At 73.1% G+C, this 15,582-nt stretch carries 12 protein-coding genes; 7 read left to right on the top strand and 5 right to left on the bottom strand.

Annotated elements, in window-relative coordinates; genetic code table 11:
- Positions 1-7 precede the first annotated feature (7 nt).
- The 3 genes from OV090_RS34620 (at position 8) to OV090_RS34610 (ending at position 2,867) form a co-directional block, all read left to right on the top strand.
- A complete protein-coding gene (locus tag OV090_RS34620; protein WP_267708969.1) occupies positions 8-598 on the top strand; it encodes a hypothetical protein in 591 nt (196 codons plus the stop codon).
- A gap of 201 nt (positions 599-799) precedes the next feature.
- Positions 800-1,888: a calcium-binding EGF-like domain-containing protein gene (locus OV090_RS34615; protein ID WP_267708968.1), complete on the top strand. Its 1,089-nt coding sequence runs from the start codon at positions 800-802 to the stop codon at positions 1,886-1,888.
- Between the two features lie 118 nt (positions 1,889-2,006).
- Entirely contained in the window at positions 2,007-2,867 is an 861-nt protein-coding gene (locus OV090_RS34610; protein ID WP_267708967.1) for a sigma-70 family RNA polymerase sigma factor, read from the top strand.
- A 75-nt stretch (positions 2,868-2,942) separates the two neighbouring features.
- Here the strand turns inward: OV090_RS34610 and OV090_RS34605 are convergent, their stop codons facing one another.
- Positions 2,943-5,987, bottom strand: a complete 3,045-nt coding sequence (locus OV090_RS34605) for a serine/threonine-protein kinase (protein ID WP_267708966.1) — start codon at positions 5,985-5,987, stop codon at positions 2,943-2,945.
- Positions 5,988-6,430: 443 nt separating this feature from the next.
- On the opposite strand from OV090_RS34605, the gene OV090_RS34600 reads away from it, so the two are divergent.
- Entirely contained in the window at positions 6,431-6,799 is a 369-nt protein-coding gene (locus OV090_RS34600; RefSeq protein WP_267708965.1) for a VOC family protein, read from the top strand.
- Between the two features lie 217 nt (positions 6,800-7,016).
- Here the strand turns inward: OV090_RS34600 and OV090_RS34595 are convergent, their stop codons facing one another.
- On the bottom strand, positions 7,017-8,828 hold the full coding sequence (locus OV090_RS34595) for a tryptophan 7-halogenase (RefSeq protein ID WP_267708964.1): 1,812 nt from the start codon (positions 8,826-8,828) through the stop codon (positions 7,017-7,019).
- A gap of 457 nt (positions 8,829-9,285) precedes the next feature.
- Between OV090_RS34595 and OV090_RS34590 the strand changes: the two genes are divergently transcribed.
- Together OV090_RS34590 and OV090_RS34585 are read left to right on the top strand one after the other, a co-directional pair.
- Complete coding sequence (locus OV090_RS34590; RefSeq protein ID WP_267708963.1) at positions 9,286-10,164, top strand: hypothetical protein; 879 nt, start codon at positions 9,286-9,288, stop codon at positions 10,162-10,164.
- 91 nt (positions 10,165-10,255) lie between these two features.
- Positions 10,256-12,181: a hypothetical protein gene (locus OV090_RS34585; RefSeq protein WP_267708962.1), complete on the top strand. Its 1,926-nt coding sequence runs from the start codon at positions 10,256-10,258 to the stop codon at positions 12,179-12,181.
- 18 nt (positions 12,182-12,199) lie between these two features.
- Here OV090_RS34585 and OV090_RS34580 read toward each other — a convergent pair whose 3' ends face one another.
- Positions 12,200-13,186, bottom strand: coding sequence for a hypothetical protein (locus OV090_RS34580; protein WP_267708961.1), 987 nt, complete (start codon positions 13,184-13,186; stop codon positions 12,200-12,202).
- Positions 13,187-13,361: 175 nt separating this feature from the next.
- Positions 13,362-13,709 carry a hypothetical protein gene (locus OV090_RS34575; protein WP_267708960.1) on the bottom strand — a complete coding sequence of 116 codons (348 nt, stop codon included), beginning with the start codon at positions 13,707-13,709 and terminating at the stop codon, positions 13,362-13,364.
- 217 nt (positions 13,710-13,926) lie between these two features.
- On the opposite strand from OV090_RS34575, the gene OV090_RS34570 reads away from it, so the two are divergent.
- The gene (locus tag OV090_RS34570) at positions 13,927-14,430 is read left to right on the top strand and encodes a hypothetical protein (RefSeq protein ID WP_267708959.1); all 504 of its coding nucleotides are present in this window, start codon (positions 13,927-13,929) and stop codon (positions 14,428-14,430) included.
- A gap of 41 nt (positions 14,431-14,471) precedes the next feature.
- Here OV090_RS34570 and OV090_RS34565 read toward each other — a convergent pair whose 3' ends face one another.
- Positions 14,472-15,512, bottom strand: coding sequence for a GAF domain-containing protein (locus OV090_RS34565; RefSeq protein WP_267708958.1), 1,041 nt, complete (start codon positions 15,510-15,512; stop codon positions 14,472-14,474).
- Positions 15,513-15,582 lie beyond the last annotated feature (70 nt).

The raw sequence follows: 15,582 nt of genomic DNA, 5'->3' as shown, positions 1-15,582 counted from the left end.
CGCGGGGATGACCGGCACATGGATCGCGCTGCTCGTGGCGCTGACGGGCGAACCCGCGAGCGGCGAGGCGGCGGCGGGCGAGGTCGTGCGCGCGAGCGAGGGGGCGAGCGACGAGGCGAGCGGTGATTACTCGCGGACGCCGGGGGTGGAGGTGCCGCCGGCGATCGAGGCGCGGCTGGCCGAGCTGGCGGCGGCGTTTCGGCGGGCGACCGGCAAGCCGCTGGTGATCACCGACGGCACGCGGCGGCCCGAGGTGCAGGCGGAGCTGATGCTCCGCAACCTCGAGCGCGGCGACGACGTGGTCCGCAACTACGCCAACAAGTCGGCGGCCAGGGCGGTCGCGGAGGCCTACGCGAAGGCGCGCGAGGCCGGACGGGCGGCGGCGCTGGCGGCCCTGACTGCGGTGATCCGCACCCAGGTGGCCGCGGGCGACTACGTGTCGAAGCACCTGCGCGAGGGGGCGGTCGACGTCCGCTGCCTCGACCTCGACAAGCGCGAGCGGGCGATCCTGAAGAAGCTGGCGAAGGCCCGCGGGATCGCGGTGGTCGACGAGAGTCGCACGAGCACGCCGCACTATCATCTCAACTTCGTGCGGTGAGCGGCTGGCCTCGAGGGCATGTGCTTTCGGGCATGTCCTCGGGGCAAGGCGCTGCCGAGCTCGATTGGCCCTGCGGGCATGGACTCGGCGAGGTCGGGCCTGCTCGGCGCTGCGCGGGTGGTTCCTCATATGAAGAAGGGCTGAAAATTGTCGTCGGGCGCGTGCGACCTGGGCGGGAAGGGCTCGTCCTTCTCCTGCGAGATGAATTCCGCATCGCGCACTTTCTCGACCTCGCTGCTCACCCTCGCCCTCGCCGCTTGCGGCGACAGCGGCAGCGACCCCCTCACCGCCACGGCCGGCGTCACCGCGACCGACCCCGGGCCGACCAGCGAGACCTCGCCGCAGACCACGACGGGCGAAGACGCCACGACGAGCGACGACACCACCACCACCGGGACGCCCGACGACCCGACCACCACCAGCACCACCAACGCGGTCGATCCGTGCGACGCCTGCGGCGAGAACGCGAGCTGCCGCGGCGACACGTGCGTGTGCGACGAGGGCTTCGAGGGCGACGGGCAGACCTGCGCCGACCTCGACGAGTGCGCGGGCAAGAACGACTGCGCCGTCGACGCGACCTGCTCCAACACGCCCGGCGGCTACGACTGCGCCTGCAACGAGGGCTACAAGGGCAACGGCTTCACCTGCTCCGACGTCGACGAGTGCAACGAAGACCTCGACATGTGCAGCCCGAACGCGTCCTGCACCAACCAGGACGGCGGCTACAAGTGTGCCTGCGAGGACGGCTTCACCGGCGACGGCTTCACGTGCAACGGCAGCAAGCAGTTCGGTGAGAGCTGCAAGGCGGGGGAAGAGTGCGCGAGCGGCCTGTGCCTGGTCGGCGGGTTCGACATGTGCACCGTGTCGTGCACGCAGAACGTCGCCAACGACTGCGGCGCGCAGGGAGTGACCGGCCTGTGCGTGCAGGTGGCGGTCGACCAGTACGCGTGCGCGGGCGACATGACGTTCGGCGCCGACAAGGACGACGAGGTGCTGCAGGCCGGCGACAAGGTCTCGCGCACATTCCAGACCAAGACCGACGCCGACCTGTTCCTGGTCAACATCGCCATCGCCGGCGACTACGCGGTGATCGCCACGCCCGACCCGGACGACGACATCCAGCTCGACTTCTACCAGGCCGACGCGTCCGAGTTCGGCACCGTGAACATGTTCGGCATCGGTCAGGCGGAGAGCGCGGTGATCACCACCCAGCCGGGGGTGTTCTTCATCGTCGCCCGCAACATCGGCGCCAGCAACGGCAGCTACACGATCGAGGTCGTCAAGCAATGACCGCGGCGGCGAGGTCGGCGATCCCACCGGGATCGTGACAGCGGACGGGGGGAGCGCCCGCGCGGAGCGGTCCCCGTGCTCCCGGGCGGCGGAATTGTGGCAGGATGCCGTCCGCGCCGTGTCCACGCCCCCGTCCAGTCCGCCTGCCGATGCGCGCGAGCTCGCGGCCGCGCTCGCGCGCGCGGTGAGCCGCGGGGCGGCGGCCTGGCCCGGCCTCGAGGTGGCGCCGGCGATGTTCCAGGCGCACCTCGAGGCGCGCGTGCCGGGCGAGGGCGATCGCGTGGCGGCGCTCGAGGCGATGGCGATCGAGGATCTCTATCTGGCCTGCGCGTGCGTCCACGGCGACCGCCGGGCGATCGCTGCGTTCACCGAGCGGTTCGTGCGGGTCAGCGTGGCGGCGGCGGTCCGCTCGCGCCGCGACGGGCCGGGGGCCGACGACATGGTCCAGCTGGTGCTCGAGAAGCTGCTGGCGCCGCGCGGGGAGCTGCCGCCGCGGCTGGCCGAGTTCAGCGGGCAGGGCGGGCTGCGAGCGTGGGTGCGGGTGACGGTGGTGCGCGCGGGCATCGACCTCGAGCGCGCGCAGGCGCGGCGGATCGTGGCCGACACGGGCGAGCCTGCCGCCAACCTCGAGGAGCTGGCGACGACGACCGACCCCGAGCTCGACTACCTCAAGCGGCACTACCGCGACGCGTTCCGCCAGGCGTTCGCGGCGGCGCTGGCCGAGCTCGACCCACGCTCGCGCAACACGCTGCGCCAGCACCTGGTGGAGCGCCTGAGCATCGACCAGATCGGGGCGCTGCAGGGAGTCCACCGGGCGACCGCGGCGCGGTGGATCGCCCGCAGCCGCGAGGAGCTGCTGGCAGGCACGCGCGAGCAGCTGCGCGGCCGGCTCCACCTGAGCGAGGGCGAGTACGCGAGCATCATGCGGCTCATCGACAGCATGCTCGAGGTGAGCGTGCAGCGGCTGCTGTCGGGGTGATGGAGTGTGTCTCGAAGGACATGTCTCGGTGGACATGTCCTTGGAGAAATGTTCCAAAGGACAGGCGATGATGCGTCAGCGGGCCGCGGTCCGGGTGAGCGCGAGGGCCTCGGGGTGGGCCGCGAACCAGGTGTCGACCGAGTCGCGCAGCTGCGGGCTCGGGTCCTTCATCGTGCGCAGCTGCTCGCGGGTGTCGACCATCATCTGCGCCGCCCGGGGCCGCTCTGCGGGGCGCGTCCACAGCGTTCGCCCGAGGGACAGCTGCGCTTCCAGCGGGCCGAACGGGTCGGCGCCGCGGGTCAGGACGGCGAGGGCGCGCTCGAAGCTGGCGATCGCGTCGTCGGTCCGGCCCAGGCGCTGCTGACAGTCGCCGAGGCGCTTCTGGGCCCGGCCGACCAGCTCGTGCTCGGGGCCGAAGTGTTTGGTGCGGATCGCCAGGGCGCGCGTGTACGAGGCCAGGGCGGTGTCGAGGTCGCCGGCGTGCATCTGCTCGCCGCCGAGGGCGATCAGGGTGAGGGCGAGGGTCGGGTGCTCGGACCCGAGGCCGCGCTCCTGGATGCGAACGCCGCGCTCGAGCAGGGCGCGGGCCTGGTCGCGGGCGTCCAGGGCGCGCAGGGTGATGGCGAGGTTGTTGAGGGTGAGGCCGATGTCGGGGTGCTCCGGGCCGAGAGTGCGCTCCTGGATCGCCAGCACCTGCCGCAGCAGATCGCGGGCCTCGCCGTGCTCGCCGAGCTCGCCCTGGACCGTGGCGATGTTCTGAAGGGCGGTCAGGGTGCGCGGGTGGCCGCGCCCGAACGTCCGCTCGCGCGTGGCGAGGACCTGGCGGAACAGCGCGACGGCCTCGCTGCGCCGGCCGAGCCGACTGAGGGTGGCGCCGATGTTGTTGCGTACCACGGCGACGTCGGGGTGATCGGGGCCGAACACGCGCTCCAGCGCCTCGGCGGCGCGGTGGAAGGAGGCGAGGGCTTCGTCGTGGCGACCCTGGCGCTGCAGGCCGACGCCGATGTCGCTGTGGGCCCGCGCGGCGTCGGCCTCGTAGGCGGGGCCCAGCGCCTCGAAGCCGGCCAGGGCGGCGCGGTAGCTGGCGAGCGCCGGGTCGTACTGGCCGCGGGCGCTGTGGAGCTGGCCGACGCGCACTGCGAGCTGCGCGGCGCGGGCGTCGTCGGCCAGGCGATGGACCGCCGCGTCGGCGCGCCGGGCCGCTTCCTCGGCCGCCGCGTACTCGGCTCGGGCCCGGCGGACGTGGACGAGCTCGATCCACCCGTCGGCGGCGGCCTCGACGTCGCCGCCTGCCTCGGCGGCCCAGACCGCGTCGGCGAGGGTCTGCTCGGCGGCCGCGAGGTCCTCCGCGAGCTCGGCCTGGGCCCGGCCGACCTCGACTCCGGCCTCGGCGGCGGGCCAGCCGAGCTCGAGCTCGCGGGCCCGCGCGAGGGCTGCTTCGGCCTGGCTGCGCGCCTGGGACAGCTTGCCGGCGCGGCGGAGGGCGCGGGCCCGGGCGATCTCGGCCTGCAGCGCCGCTGCCTCGGGGCGGCCGGGATCGGGGCGGCCGCGGGCCTGGAGGGCTTCGATGTCGCCGCAGGTCTGCAGGCCGCCGAGCGCGTGAGCCATGGCCGGCGCGGCGAGGACGACCTCGGCGTCGGCGGCGACGAGGACCCCGGTGAGGGCGCTCAGCTCGTCGAGGCGGCGATCGAGGCAGGCGACGCGCAGGTCCATGACGGCTTCGGATTGCTCGCCGCGGGCCCGCGTGGCCAGGCAATTCTCGGTGTAGGCGGCGGCCCAGGCGGCTGTGTGGCCGTCGAGGCGCGGGCCGACCGAGGCCCAGGCGGCAGCGGCGTAGGGGGCCCGGGAGGCGGCGAAGGCGGCCTGGGCGGTCTGGCGGGTCGGCGCGTCCCAGACGCCGCGCAGCTTGTCCTGCGCCCCGCTGCACACTTGCGACCACGGCTCCGGGGCGCTCTGCTGGGCGACCACGTAGCCGCCGGCGGCAGTGGCGACGAGCGCGAGCAGGCCGGCGGCGAGCAGGCGTCGACGCGCGCGGCGGCGAGGCGTGGCCCGCAGCGCGGCGAGCAGGGCCCGCATGTCGGGGTGACGCGCGGCCGGCTGGACCGCGAGGCCGCGGGCGAGGATCGCCGCCAGCCAGGCCGGCAGGACGCGGTCGGGCGGCGCGGGGCGCAGGTCGCCGCGGCGCACGTGATCGGAGAGCTCGGTCAGGGTGCGCCCGGGAAACGGCCGGACGCCGCAGACCGCCTCGTAGAGGGCGACGCAGAAGCTGAACTGATCGCTGCGAGCGTCGGCGGGGCGGCCGTCGAGCTGCTCGGGGGCCATGTAGGCCGGCGTGCCGAGCAGCGCGCCGGTGACCGCGAGGGCGTCGGGATCGTCGGCCGCGACTGCGGGCGAATTCTCGGCCGAGAAGACGCGGGCCATGCCGAAGTCGGCGACGCGGACGCGGTCGTCGGCGCCGACCAGGACGTTGTCGGGCTTGAAGTCGCGGTGGACGATGCCGGCCGCGTGCGCGGCGGCGAGGCCTTCACCCGCGGCGAGGAAGACGTCGACGATCTCGCGCCACCCGCGGGGCCGCTGCGCGAGCCACTGGCGGAGGGTGCAGCCGTCGACGAGCTCGGTGGCGATGAACACCCGCTGGGCCAGGGCGCCGACGTCGTAGATGGTGACGACGTTGGGGTGCGAGAGCTGGGCCAGCGCCCGGGCCTCCCGCAACAGCCGCGGCTGGATCGCGCGCCAGCCGGCGTCGGCCTCGGGGCGGACCCGCAGCAGCTTGAGCGCGACGCGGCGATCGAGCTCGGGGTCGAAGGCGGAGTAAACGGTGCCCATGCTGCCCATGCCGATGCAGTCGAGCACGACGTAGCGCCCGAGGCAGTCGCCGCGCAGCAGGGGCGGGGCGTCGTCGCCGTCGTCGACGTCGCCGGTGCCGCGGCTGAGGTAGGCCTGGGCGTAGCGAGTGACGAGCTCGAAGCAGGCGCGGCAGCCGTCGATGTGGCGCTCGACCGCGGCCCGCGAGACGTCGGTGCCGGCGCCGTCGACGAACTGGGCCAGGGCGGTCTCGTCGAGGCAAGGCCCGGGGTCCGTCGTGGCACCCGGGTCGGGATGTGGCGCACTCGCAGGCAATCCGGGGCGGATGATAGTTCAGGTGACGCGAGGCGGTCGAGGCCGGCGGCGCGAGGGCCAGCGTATTCGGCCTGAACCGGCAACTCGGAGCGAGATGGCGCCGGCGGCCCCCGGTCACTCCCGCAGCGCAGCCCGGCATGACCCGCGGTGAACGATGAGCGGGCGGCAAGCTGCGTGCGACGGCACGGACATGTCCTTTCGGGCATGTGGCGTGGCAGTGGGCGGGGTGGCTCGCCCGAAACATGTCCTTGGGGACATGTTTCGGGACCGGGCGGTCACGACCCTTGCGCGGAGGCGGGGGGAGCGGGTAGATTCGTCGCGGCCGAAAAAGGTGGACCGGTTCGGTGAGCCCCGGTCAGCCCGCGCTCCTGCGGGTCGATGTTCCCCCGCGAGGGTGAGTTCCCACGGCCATTTCGGGGCGCTTCGCGCCCGAAAGGCTCACCATGCGCTTGAATCATCTCGATCTCCAGGTCACCGACGTCGCTCGCAGCGTCGAATTCTTTGAGCAGATCTTCGGCCTCGAGCTGCAGTCGAACCGGCGCTCGCCGGTGATCGCCATCCTCGGCGACGGGGCAGGCTTCGTCCTCGTGCTGCAGCGCCGCGAGGCCGTGGCTTACCCCGAGGGGTTCCACGTCGGCTTCCTCGTCGACGACGTCGCGCTCGTCCACGCGGTGCATGCCCGCGCGACCGCGGCCGGCCTGCCGATCTCGCCCGTCGAGACCGACAACCGCAGCACCCGCACCTACTGCCGGGCGCCCGAGGGCTACCTGGTCGAGGTCGGCTGTCCGCGCGTCACCGCCTCGCGCGGCTGAGGCGCGGCTCTCAGGACGGCGTCGGCGCGCGTCGACCTCGGCGCGCTGCCGCTGCGCGATGCCATCGCCGCGGACGGACGGTCCCGCGCCGCGCGGCGCTCCGGCCGAGGTCAGCCGCGAGGACATGTTCCGAAGAGCATGTCCTTCGTGGCATGTCGCATCGGGCCGGTCTGAAGGGACATGCTCCTGGGAGCATGTCCCTTGATGGGAGGAGACTTCAGACGCCCGCGTGCTCGGGGCGGGCGTAGGCGCGGGCGACCAGGCCCTCGAGTGCGGCGGCGTCGTGTTCGCCGGGGACGCGGCCGAGGGTGCGCTCCATGTCGCGGACGATCGGCGGGAGGGAGCGGCGGCGCTTGCCGCCGACCTCGGCCTCGTTGGCGATCCGGTCGGCCGGAGGGCGCTGCGGCCAGCTCGGGAGGTCGACGGCGCGGGCGAGCTCGTCGCGCTGCTCGGGGCCGACCTCGGCGAGGGCGCGCAGGGCCAGCTCGCCGAGGATCTCGCCGGCCTGGGCCAGCTTGTCGCGCATGTACGCGTAGGTCTCGTCGGGGCTCATGTCGCGCATGAGGTCGAGGTAGAGGCTGGCGAGCAGCGACGGGATCACCGGCAGGACGACATTGATCGGGCGCGGGGTGTTGTCGACCCGGCGGGCCCACTCGCTCAGCAGCTTCTGGGCGCGGAACTGCAGCGCCGCGAACTCGTGGCCGAGCAGCTCGAAGCGCTCGTGCTGGTCCGCCGGCAGCTTGAAGATGCCGCGGAAGAAGTACTGGCAGACGAACGACCAGTAGACGAAGTCGTCCCAGTAGACCTTGGCCGGCAGCACGCGCGGGCTGCCGTAGATCGGGGCGGCCTTGCGGTACAGCTCGCAGGTGGTGTCGAAGAACTGCAGGTAGAGGCGATCGAAGCGCTCGGCGACCTCGGCGACGTCGCCGCCGCGCAGGCGGGCCTTGAGGATCTCGAGGGTGAACGAGGCGGCGAGGGCGATGAAGTCGGAGCCCGGCGAGTAGAAGGGGTCGTGGAAGGCGCCGGCGTCGCCGATCAGCGACCAGCGCTGCGGCGAGAACATGCGCGCGGTCGCGTGGCTGTAGTGCTTGAGGGTCAGGAAGTCGACCATCGGCAGGTCCTTGATCTGGGCGAAGCAGCGCGGCTCGTGCTTCTCGACCCAGGCGAGCGCGCGCTCGCGGGTGCGGACGGTGTCGAAGGGGTGCAGCTCGTCGTGGACGACGATGCCGATCGAGGTGTGGTCCTGACCGTCGTCGCCGGGGGCCAGCGGGATGTACCAGAGCCAGTAGCCAGGCCCCATGAAGTGGACGGTCGAGTACCAGCGGATGTGCTCCGGGTCGCGCTGGTGCCACGCGGTGGCGTCGGCCGGGACGAGGTCGGCGACGTCGACGCGGCCGGGCACGCGCCACCAGGCAGCGTGGGCGAGGTGGCCGCTCGGGCGGGTGAGGCCGAGCTTGCCGCGCAACAGGCCGCGGCGGCCGGTGGCGTCGACGAACCACCCGGCCCGCACGGTCTGCGGGTCGCCGCCGCCGTGGGCCTCGAAGCGGACGAGGTGGTCGCCATCGCCCTCGACGAGCTCGACGTCCTTGACGACGCAGCCCTCGATCAGGTGGACGCCTGCCTCTTCGTTCATGTCCCGAAGGTCCTGTTCGAGGCGGCCGCGGTCGAGCTGGAAGGAGGGCACCGTGGCCCGCTCGGGCGGGCCGATCTCGGTGCGATCCTCGAGCGCGTGGGTGTGGCCGCCGCCGGGGTAGAAGCGCAGGCCGTTCTTGAGGTAGTGCTTGGCCCGCAGGTACTCGTCGAGGCCGAGGACGACGCTGAAGAAGTGCGAGGACAGCTCGACCGAGGACTCGCCGACCTTGTGCGCGGCCACGGGCAGCGGCCGCCGCTGACGCTCGATGACGCAGACGCTGGCCTCGGGGAGCTCGCGCCGGAGCAGGCGCGCGAGGGCTTGGCCGGCGAGCCCGCCTCCGCCGATCACGACGTCGAAGCGCGGGGGGAGCGAGGAATCAGAGTGTTCCTGGGACATGTGCGCGAGAGCGGGGGGAGGATAGCGGAGGGCGTGGCCCATGGTGCGTGCGTTCTCGCGCCGGCGAGCGGTGGCGAGGCGGTCGGCGATCGCCGGGGCGAGGCGCGGCGATGGTGTTCCGCCCGGCTCGCCGGTCGAGATACCCTGGCGCGGTGATGGTTCGCCGCGTCGCGTGGGTGTCGGCGCCGATCGGCGCTTCAGCGGCCACCGCGGCCGGCGTGGACGCCGGCGGTGACGCCGCGACCGCGAAGACGCGCGCGCGGATCGATCACGAACCGGGCCGCCCCGAGGTCGGTGCGGCTCGGCGGGATCGTGACGCTGGGCGACGGATCGGCGGGCGACATTCCGGCGGCCGGGGCGCCCCGCGCCGGTGGTCGCGGGCGCAGGGTGTGCCGATGGACATGTTGAAAGAGACATGTCCTTTTGAAAATGATCGATCGGGCATGTTCCATGGGACATGCTCCGAGGGGCATGGATGGAGACGGGCGTGACCGGCTCGGCGACGCTCGAGGAGCGGCTCCTCGACGATCCGGACGACGCCGAGGCGTGGGCGGCCTACGGGGCGTGGTTGCGGGCGCAAGGCGACCCGCGCGCGGACTGGTTCGGGTTCGAGGCGCTGGCGGCGACGGCGGAGGAGCGGGCGCTGGTCCCGGGCTGGCTGGCCCGCGAGCAGGTCCACCGGGCGCCGCCGAACGCGAGTGCGCAAGATTGCGAGTGGCGCCACGGCTTCGCCGTCGGGGTGAGGTTGCATGTCGGCGGTCGTCGTGACGCCCGCGGGCTGCGCGAGCTGATGGCAGATCGGCGGGCGCAGCTGGTGAGCCGGCTCGAGCTCGCCTTCGCCGAGGAGGCGCCGGCGCGCGGGCTGGTGGCGCTGGGGCAGGCCGACCTGGGGCGCCTGCGGACGCTGCGGGCCCGCTACGGCGCGCGCGGCAACCAGGTGGCGCGCGCGCTGGCGGGGCAGCGGGCGCTGAAGCTGCGGGTGCTCGACCTGCGCCACTCGGGGCTCTCGGACGAGGGGGTGGTCCTGCTGGCCGGGTGTGAGGCGCTGGGCGGGGTGCGAGCGCTGTACCTGCAGGGCAATCGCTTCACGGGCCGGGGTCTGATGGCGCTGGCAGGGGCGCCGGTGTTCGCGGGGCTGGAGGTGCTCGACCTGCGGTACAACCCGATCGGGCCGGCAGGCGCGGCGGCGCTGGCCGAGTCGCCGGGGCTGGGCGGGCTGACGACCCTGCTCTTGCACGCGGCGGAGCTCGGGGCGGAGGGCGTGCGGGCGCTGGCGTCGTCGACTCGATTGCCCCGCGAGCTGGTCCGCTTGTGGCGGGCGCGGGAGGGGCGATGACGGGCGAGCGCGGGGATGAGGTGCGGAGCGAAGCGGCAGGCGTGCGGGCGCTGGCGTCGTCGACTCGATCGCCCCGCGATCTGGTCCGCTCGTGGCGAGCGCGGGAGGGGCGATGACGGGCGAGCGCGGGGATGAGGTGCGGGACAGGTTCTTCGCGCTGCAGGGGCTCGAGGGGGCGGCGCGCGCGGAGGCCGAGCGATGGCTGCGGGCCGAGGTCGAGGCGCTCGAGGCGGAGCCGACGACGCGGCTGATGGGGCTGTCCTTGTCGCCGTTCCCGACGGCCCGGTTCAAGCGGCTGCGCTTCGTCGCTGCGGCGGCCCTCGATGAGACTGTGCGCGGGCGGTTCGCCAGGCCGTGCGCGGCGCTGCCGGAGCTGGCGGCGGCGTTCGTCGACCCGGAGGAGTTCGCCTATCACTGCTGCGAGAATATCGTCGGCCTCGATCGCCTGTTCGCCGGGCTGCAGCGGGGGGCGGTCCGCTTCACCGGCGCGACGCGGCTGGGGTCCAGGGTGACGAGTTTGCGCGCGCAGGTCTCGTCGGCGCTCGCGGCTCGTCTGGGTGAGCTCGACGGGCTCGGGTTGTACGTGCGACCGGCCGATCGCTCGCGCGGGGGGCTGCGCTTCATCTTCCACAGCGCCGAGCTGGCGGCAGCGCTGACGGTCGCGCTGCGCGAGGCGCTGCCGCCCGCGCTGCTGCAGGGGTTCGTCCACGTCAATCCGGTGTTCCGCTGCAACCGCTTCGAACCGGGCGACGCACCGTTCACCGCCCACGTGGATTCGCCGTACTTCGATCGCGCGCGCCATCACGTGTCGAAGTACACGCTGCTGCTGTATTTGACGCCGGGCCGCGGGGAGGCGCCGCTGCGCTTCGTCGACGGGCCGACGCTGGCGGAGATCGGGGCGATGACTGCCGTCGTGTTCGCGCAGGGGCTGGCGCACGAGGGCCGGCCGTACGTCGACGGGCGCAAGGTGTTCCTGCGCACCGAGCTGGTGTTCGAGGACCGCGAGCTCGAGGATGCGGCGGCGATCGGCGAGGTGTTCGCCAAGGCGTGCTACCTCGACTGCGAGAGCGTGTTCGCGGCGGAGCTGGCCGCGTCGGCTTCCGCGGCGTACGAGCGGGCCGCGGCGGCGCACTGGCGCGGGCCGCCGGCGCCGGTCGCCGCCGAGCCGTACTTGCACAAGCAATTCCGCGGGGCGCACTTCGTCACCAACGGCTTCGACTACTGGTTCTCGCGCGCCGCGTTCTCGCCGGTCGAGGGCGCCGCCCTGGCGCTGCTCGATCTGCTGAACGCCTCGATCGACGGGGTGCCGTTCCGCGGGCTGGGCCGGTCGCAGGTGCTTGTGCGCAGCGCGAGCGAGCGCGGGTGGATCGCCGGGTTTTTGCGCGAGCAGGCGCCGGCGCCCGAGCCGGTGTTTGCGCGGCTGAACAAGCCGGCGCTGTGCCCCGAGCCCGAGGCGCCGCTGCCCGGCATGAGCTTTCCGTCCTCGCCGGACTTCGAGGCGGCGTTCCCCGACGACTGGGACGCGCCGCGGCACGAGGAGGTGATCGCGGCGTATGCCCGCGCCCGCCTGTGGGCGTTGCGGCGGATCTGCGCGGCGCCGATCACGATGCTGGGCAAGGAGCTGTTCCTCGACCCGGCGCGGTTCGTGGTCGACGGCGGCCGGATCCACGTGCTCTCGCGCGAACGGCTGGGGCCGGTCCACTTCGCCGGCGCGGTGTTCTTCCAGCCCGAGGACTTCGTCGGGGTCGACGGCACGATCGACGCGCTGCAGCCGTTGGTGCCGCCGATCGCGTTCCACGAGGAGGACGAGCTGCTGCACCTGAGCTGCGATCTGTTCCGCAACTCGTGGATGGTGAGCCACCGCAGCGAGGCGGTGCCGGTGCCGCGGATCTGGACCGAGGACGATGTGGCGCCGGATCATCCGGAGTGGCTGCTCGCGGCGTCGCTCGACCGCGACGGGCTGATCGCCGAGACTGCCGACGAGCTGCCGCGGGGCAAGCGCTCGCGCCGGCGGTGATCCGAGAGTCGCTGCCGGTCAGAACTTGGCGCCGAGAGTGAGGCGGGCGTCGAACATCGCTGCGACGCCGCCGCGGCCGATGTCGAGGGTCACGCGCGGCTCGAAGCCGAGCAGGAAGTGGTCGCCGAGCATGCCCTGGATGCCGGCGCCGAACGGGGTGGAGAAGGCGGCCCCGGTGCTGTCGAGGCTGCTGCTCGACTTGTCGCTGGCGACGTGGAGCACCGCGAAGCCGGCGCCGAGCAGGACGTAGCCGAACAGCTTGTCGCTGCCGCTGCCGAGGCGGACCTCGCCGAGCGCGCGGAAGACGTGGGTGCGGAGGCGCTCGGTGTACCGGGTCAGGTTCTCGTCGGGATAGAACGAGGTGAACTTCTGCTGATTGAAGAGGTGCTCGAAGGTGAAGCCGTAGGCGCCGACGAAGGCCGAGTTCTGCGCCGGGATGATGCCGCCGATGCTGGCGCCCCAGCGGTAGAACACCGTGCTCGGCGAGCGGAACGGGACGGCGACGAGGCCCGGCGAGACCAGCAAGTAGGCGCCGCGATGGTGGAAGCTGCCGGCCTCTTCGGCGGCGCGCTTGGCCCGGCGCTCGGCCTGCGCGACCTGCGAGCGGCGCGACGGCGCCTCGTCGAGCGAGGGGTCGCTGCGGCGGGTGACCTCGTCGATGCGCACTGCGGTGATGTCGGCCTTTGCCAGATCGGAGATCGCCCCGTTGGGCTCCTTGAAGGCGACTGTGCCGGCGTCGTGGCCGACCACGCGACCACGCATCTCGTGGCCGCGGACGGTGAGGATGACCGGGCGATCGACGTAAGCCGACCAGTCTGTCTCGGCCGGGGCAGGTGGTTCGGCCGGGGCGGGTTCGGCGGGCGGCGGGACTGCGTTCGCTGGGTCGGTGGCCTCGGCGGCGAACGGGTCGGCCGCGTCACCGGCCGGGGCGGCCGCGACGGGGGACGTGATGAGGGATACGACCAGGCACGCCGCGACGGCGGGTGCCAGGGGACGGATATGCATGCGGCGGAGTCTATATCAGTTCGCGGCGAGGATCGGCGCAGTCGACCGGCGGCGCGGTGTGGGCGAGGCTCCCACGGCGACCGTGGCTCCAGCCGATTGATTACATGTTTTAAAAGACATGTTCATATGCACATGTCCTTGTGGACATGACATGCTGCGCCTGGCCGAGCGGCGTTCAGGTGCGCCAGCACTCGACGCGGTCGATGGTCTTGTGGCTCTTGTTGTCGACCGCGCTCCAGTAGACGATGCAGCGCTTACCGGCGATGAAGGCGCTCTGCAGGAGGCCGAGGAGCTCGGGGTAGAGCGGGTTGTTGCGCCACAGGCAGGCCCAGGCCGACTTGCCGGGGATCGACGGCTTCATCTGCACGCACGGGCCGCGGCCCTGGACGGCGCTGTCGAGGTGGATCAGGTCGATGCGGCCGTGGTTGTTGCCGATCTGGTACTCGTCGTCGTCGTCGGCGCGCGCGGGGTTCGGCGCGCCGAGGACCGCGAGGAGGAGGGCGGTGCGGACGAAGTAATGCATGCGGGCGTTTCTGGGCGACGGGCGGCGCGGCTCCACCGGCGATCGGGCCGGCGGCTGCGGGCGATCGCGCGCGAGGCGGGCGGTCCTGCGGGGGTGCATCGGCATTCGCGGGGCCTGTGATCGCGGCGACAGGGGCCCGGCGCGGGGTGAGCACGGCAGGTGCGAGGTCCGAGGCGGGTCGCGCGTCGCCGGCGGCGACTCAGGTAGGATCGCGGCGATGCTCGTCTCGCGTCGCGCCGCCTCGCTCTTGTTGTCGCTGTCGTTCGCCTGCCAGGGCCAGGTCGGGGAGCCGACCGACACCGCGGTGTCGATGTCGTCGACGACGACGACCACGAGCGGGACGGCGACGACGACGACGACGACGGGGACGACCACCGCCGGCGAGGCCTCGACGGTCGACGACGGCTGTGCCGCCCACGCGATCGGCGATTGGGGTCAGTGTCAGCCCGGCAACCTGTCCGGCTGCGACTGGCAGGCGAGCGGCACCAACGGCGAGCTGCTGTGCCTGGCCCCGACCAGCGGCGGCTTCAACGTGTGCGGGATCCGCAACTGCGTCGACGTGTGCGACTGCTTCGCCCCGCCGGCCACCGGCACCGCGGTGCCGGTGTGCGCGGCGATCCTCGGCAGCGGCGCCACCGGCTGCGCCCTGTACTGCGCGGGCGGGCAGGTCTGTCCCGACGGGATGCAGTGCCAGTCGGGCTATTGCTACTGGGAGGGCTGACCGGGCCGTAGGGACATGTCCTGGTAGACATGTCCCATCGATCAGGTAGAGGTCGGACGGGCCTGGGCGGCGCGGCGGGTGACGACGTCCTGCAGGGCGTGGCGCATGTCGCGGAGGATCCGCATGCCGCGGAGGTCGAGGTCGAGGTCGACGAAGGCGCGGGCGAGGTCGGGGCGCACGCCGCAGAGGACGCACTCGGCGCCGAGCAGGCCGACCGCGCGGGCCATGATGCCGATCGCGGAGGCGGTCTGCTCGTCGCAGTCGTCGAGGCCGGTGAGGTCGAGGATGACGTGGCGCGCCCGCGTGCGCGCGAGCTCGCCGAGCAGGCGCTCGGTCATCTGGGCGCTGCGCTCCTCGCCGAGGATGCCGATGATCGGCAGGGCGAGGACGTCGCTCCAGACCTCGAGGACAGGTGTGGACAATCGCTCGACGCTGCGGCGCAGGCGAGTGATGAGGGCCCGGTTCTCGCGGTCGAGCTGCTCGAGCGCGGCCTTGGCGTGGGCCAGGCCGTCCTCGACGCGGCGGCGGTCGGCGGCGTCGAGCGCCCGGGCGACCGTGTCGGCCAGCGAGGCGACGAAGTGCAGCTCGTCGCGCGTGAACTGCCGGGTGGAGCCGATCTGCTCGTTGCAGAGGACGCCGACGAGGCGGCCGCGGCGGCGGAGCGGGGCGTCGAGCAGGGCGCCGACGCCGAGCGGGGCGAGGTAGTCGCGCGCGAGCTCGCGGGTGGCCGGGTGGTCGTGGATGTCGGGGACGACGAGGGCGCGCGCGTCCGCGAGGGCCTGGAAGTAGGACGGGAACAGGCTGGCGTCGAGCTGCTGCACAGGGTCGGTGTGGTGCTCGTGCGACCCGCGGAGGTAGAGGTCGAAGCATTCGATGGCGGCCTGGTCGGCGGTGTAGATCCACACCGACGAGCGCTCGAGCTGCAGGCCCTCGGCGGCGGCCTCCGTCAGCACCGCCAGCGCACGATCGAGGTCGCCGGCGTCGATCGCCTCGCTCTGGGCCACGCGCAAAAGCACCTGCTCATGCCGCTGCAGCGCGGCCTCCCGCTCGGGCGCGAGGTCCTGTCGCTTCTCGTCCACCATCGCCTCTACCCTGTATCACACCGGGGCTTAGCGGCGAATTGTGCAGGCGATCCGCCGATATGAGCGAACG

Origin of the sequence: Nannocystis sp. RBIL2, assembly GCF_026626745.1 — a bacterium.
Taxonomy (GTDB): domain Bacteria; phylum Myxococcota_A; class Polyangia; order Nannocystales; family Nannocystaceae; genus Nannocystis.
The sequence above is the reverse complement of the archived record's forward strand: the minus strand, read 5'-3'. Positions and strand labels throughout refer to the sequence as shown.

Coding starts and splice junctions, on each gene's coding strand:
- OV090_RS34615 (WP_267708968.1), top strand. CDS start 800: ATGAATTCCGCATCGCGCACTTTCTCGACCTCGCTGCTCACCCTCGCC.
- OV090_RS34590 (WP_267708963.1), top strand. CDS start 9,286: ATGCTCCGAGGGGCATGGATGGAGACGGGCGTGACCGGCTCGGCGACG.
- OV090_RS34600 (WP_267708965.1), top strand. CDS start 6,431: ATGCGCTTGAATCATCTCGATCTCCAGGTCACCGACGTCGCTCGCAGC.
- OV090_RS34575 (WP_267708960.1), bottom strand. CDS start 13,709: ATGCATTACTTCGTCCGCACCGCCCTCCTCCTCGCGGTCCTCGGCGCG.
- OV090_RS34580 (WP_267708961.1), bottom strand. CDS start 13,186: ATGCATATCCGTCCCCTGGCACCCGCCGTCGCGGCGTGCCTGGTCGTA.
- OV090_RS34565 (WP_267708958.1), bottom strand. CDS start 15,512: ATGGTGGACGAGAAGCGACAGGACCTCGCGCCCGAGCGGGAGGCCGCG.
- OV090_RS34595 (WP_267708964.1), bottom strand. CDS start 8,828: ATGTCCCAGGAACACTCTGATTCCTCGCTCCCCCCGCGCTTCGACGTC.
- OV090_RS34570 (WP_267708959.1), top strand. CDS start 13,927: ATGCTCGTCTCGCGTCGCGCCGCCTCGCTCTTGTTGTCGCTGTCGTTC.
- OV090_RS34620 (WP_267708969.1), top strand. CDS start 8: ATGACCGGCACATGGATCGCGCTGCTCGTGGCGCTGACGGGCGAACCC.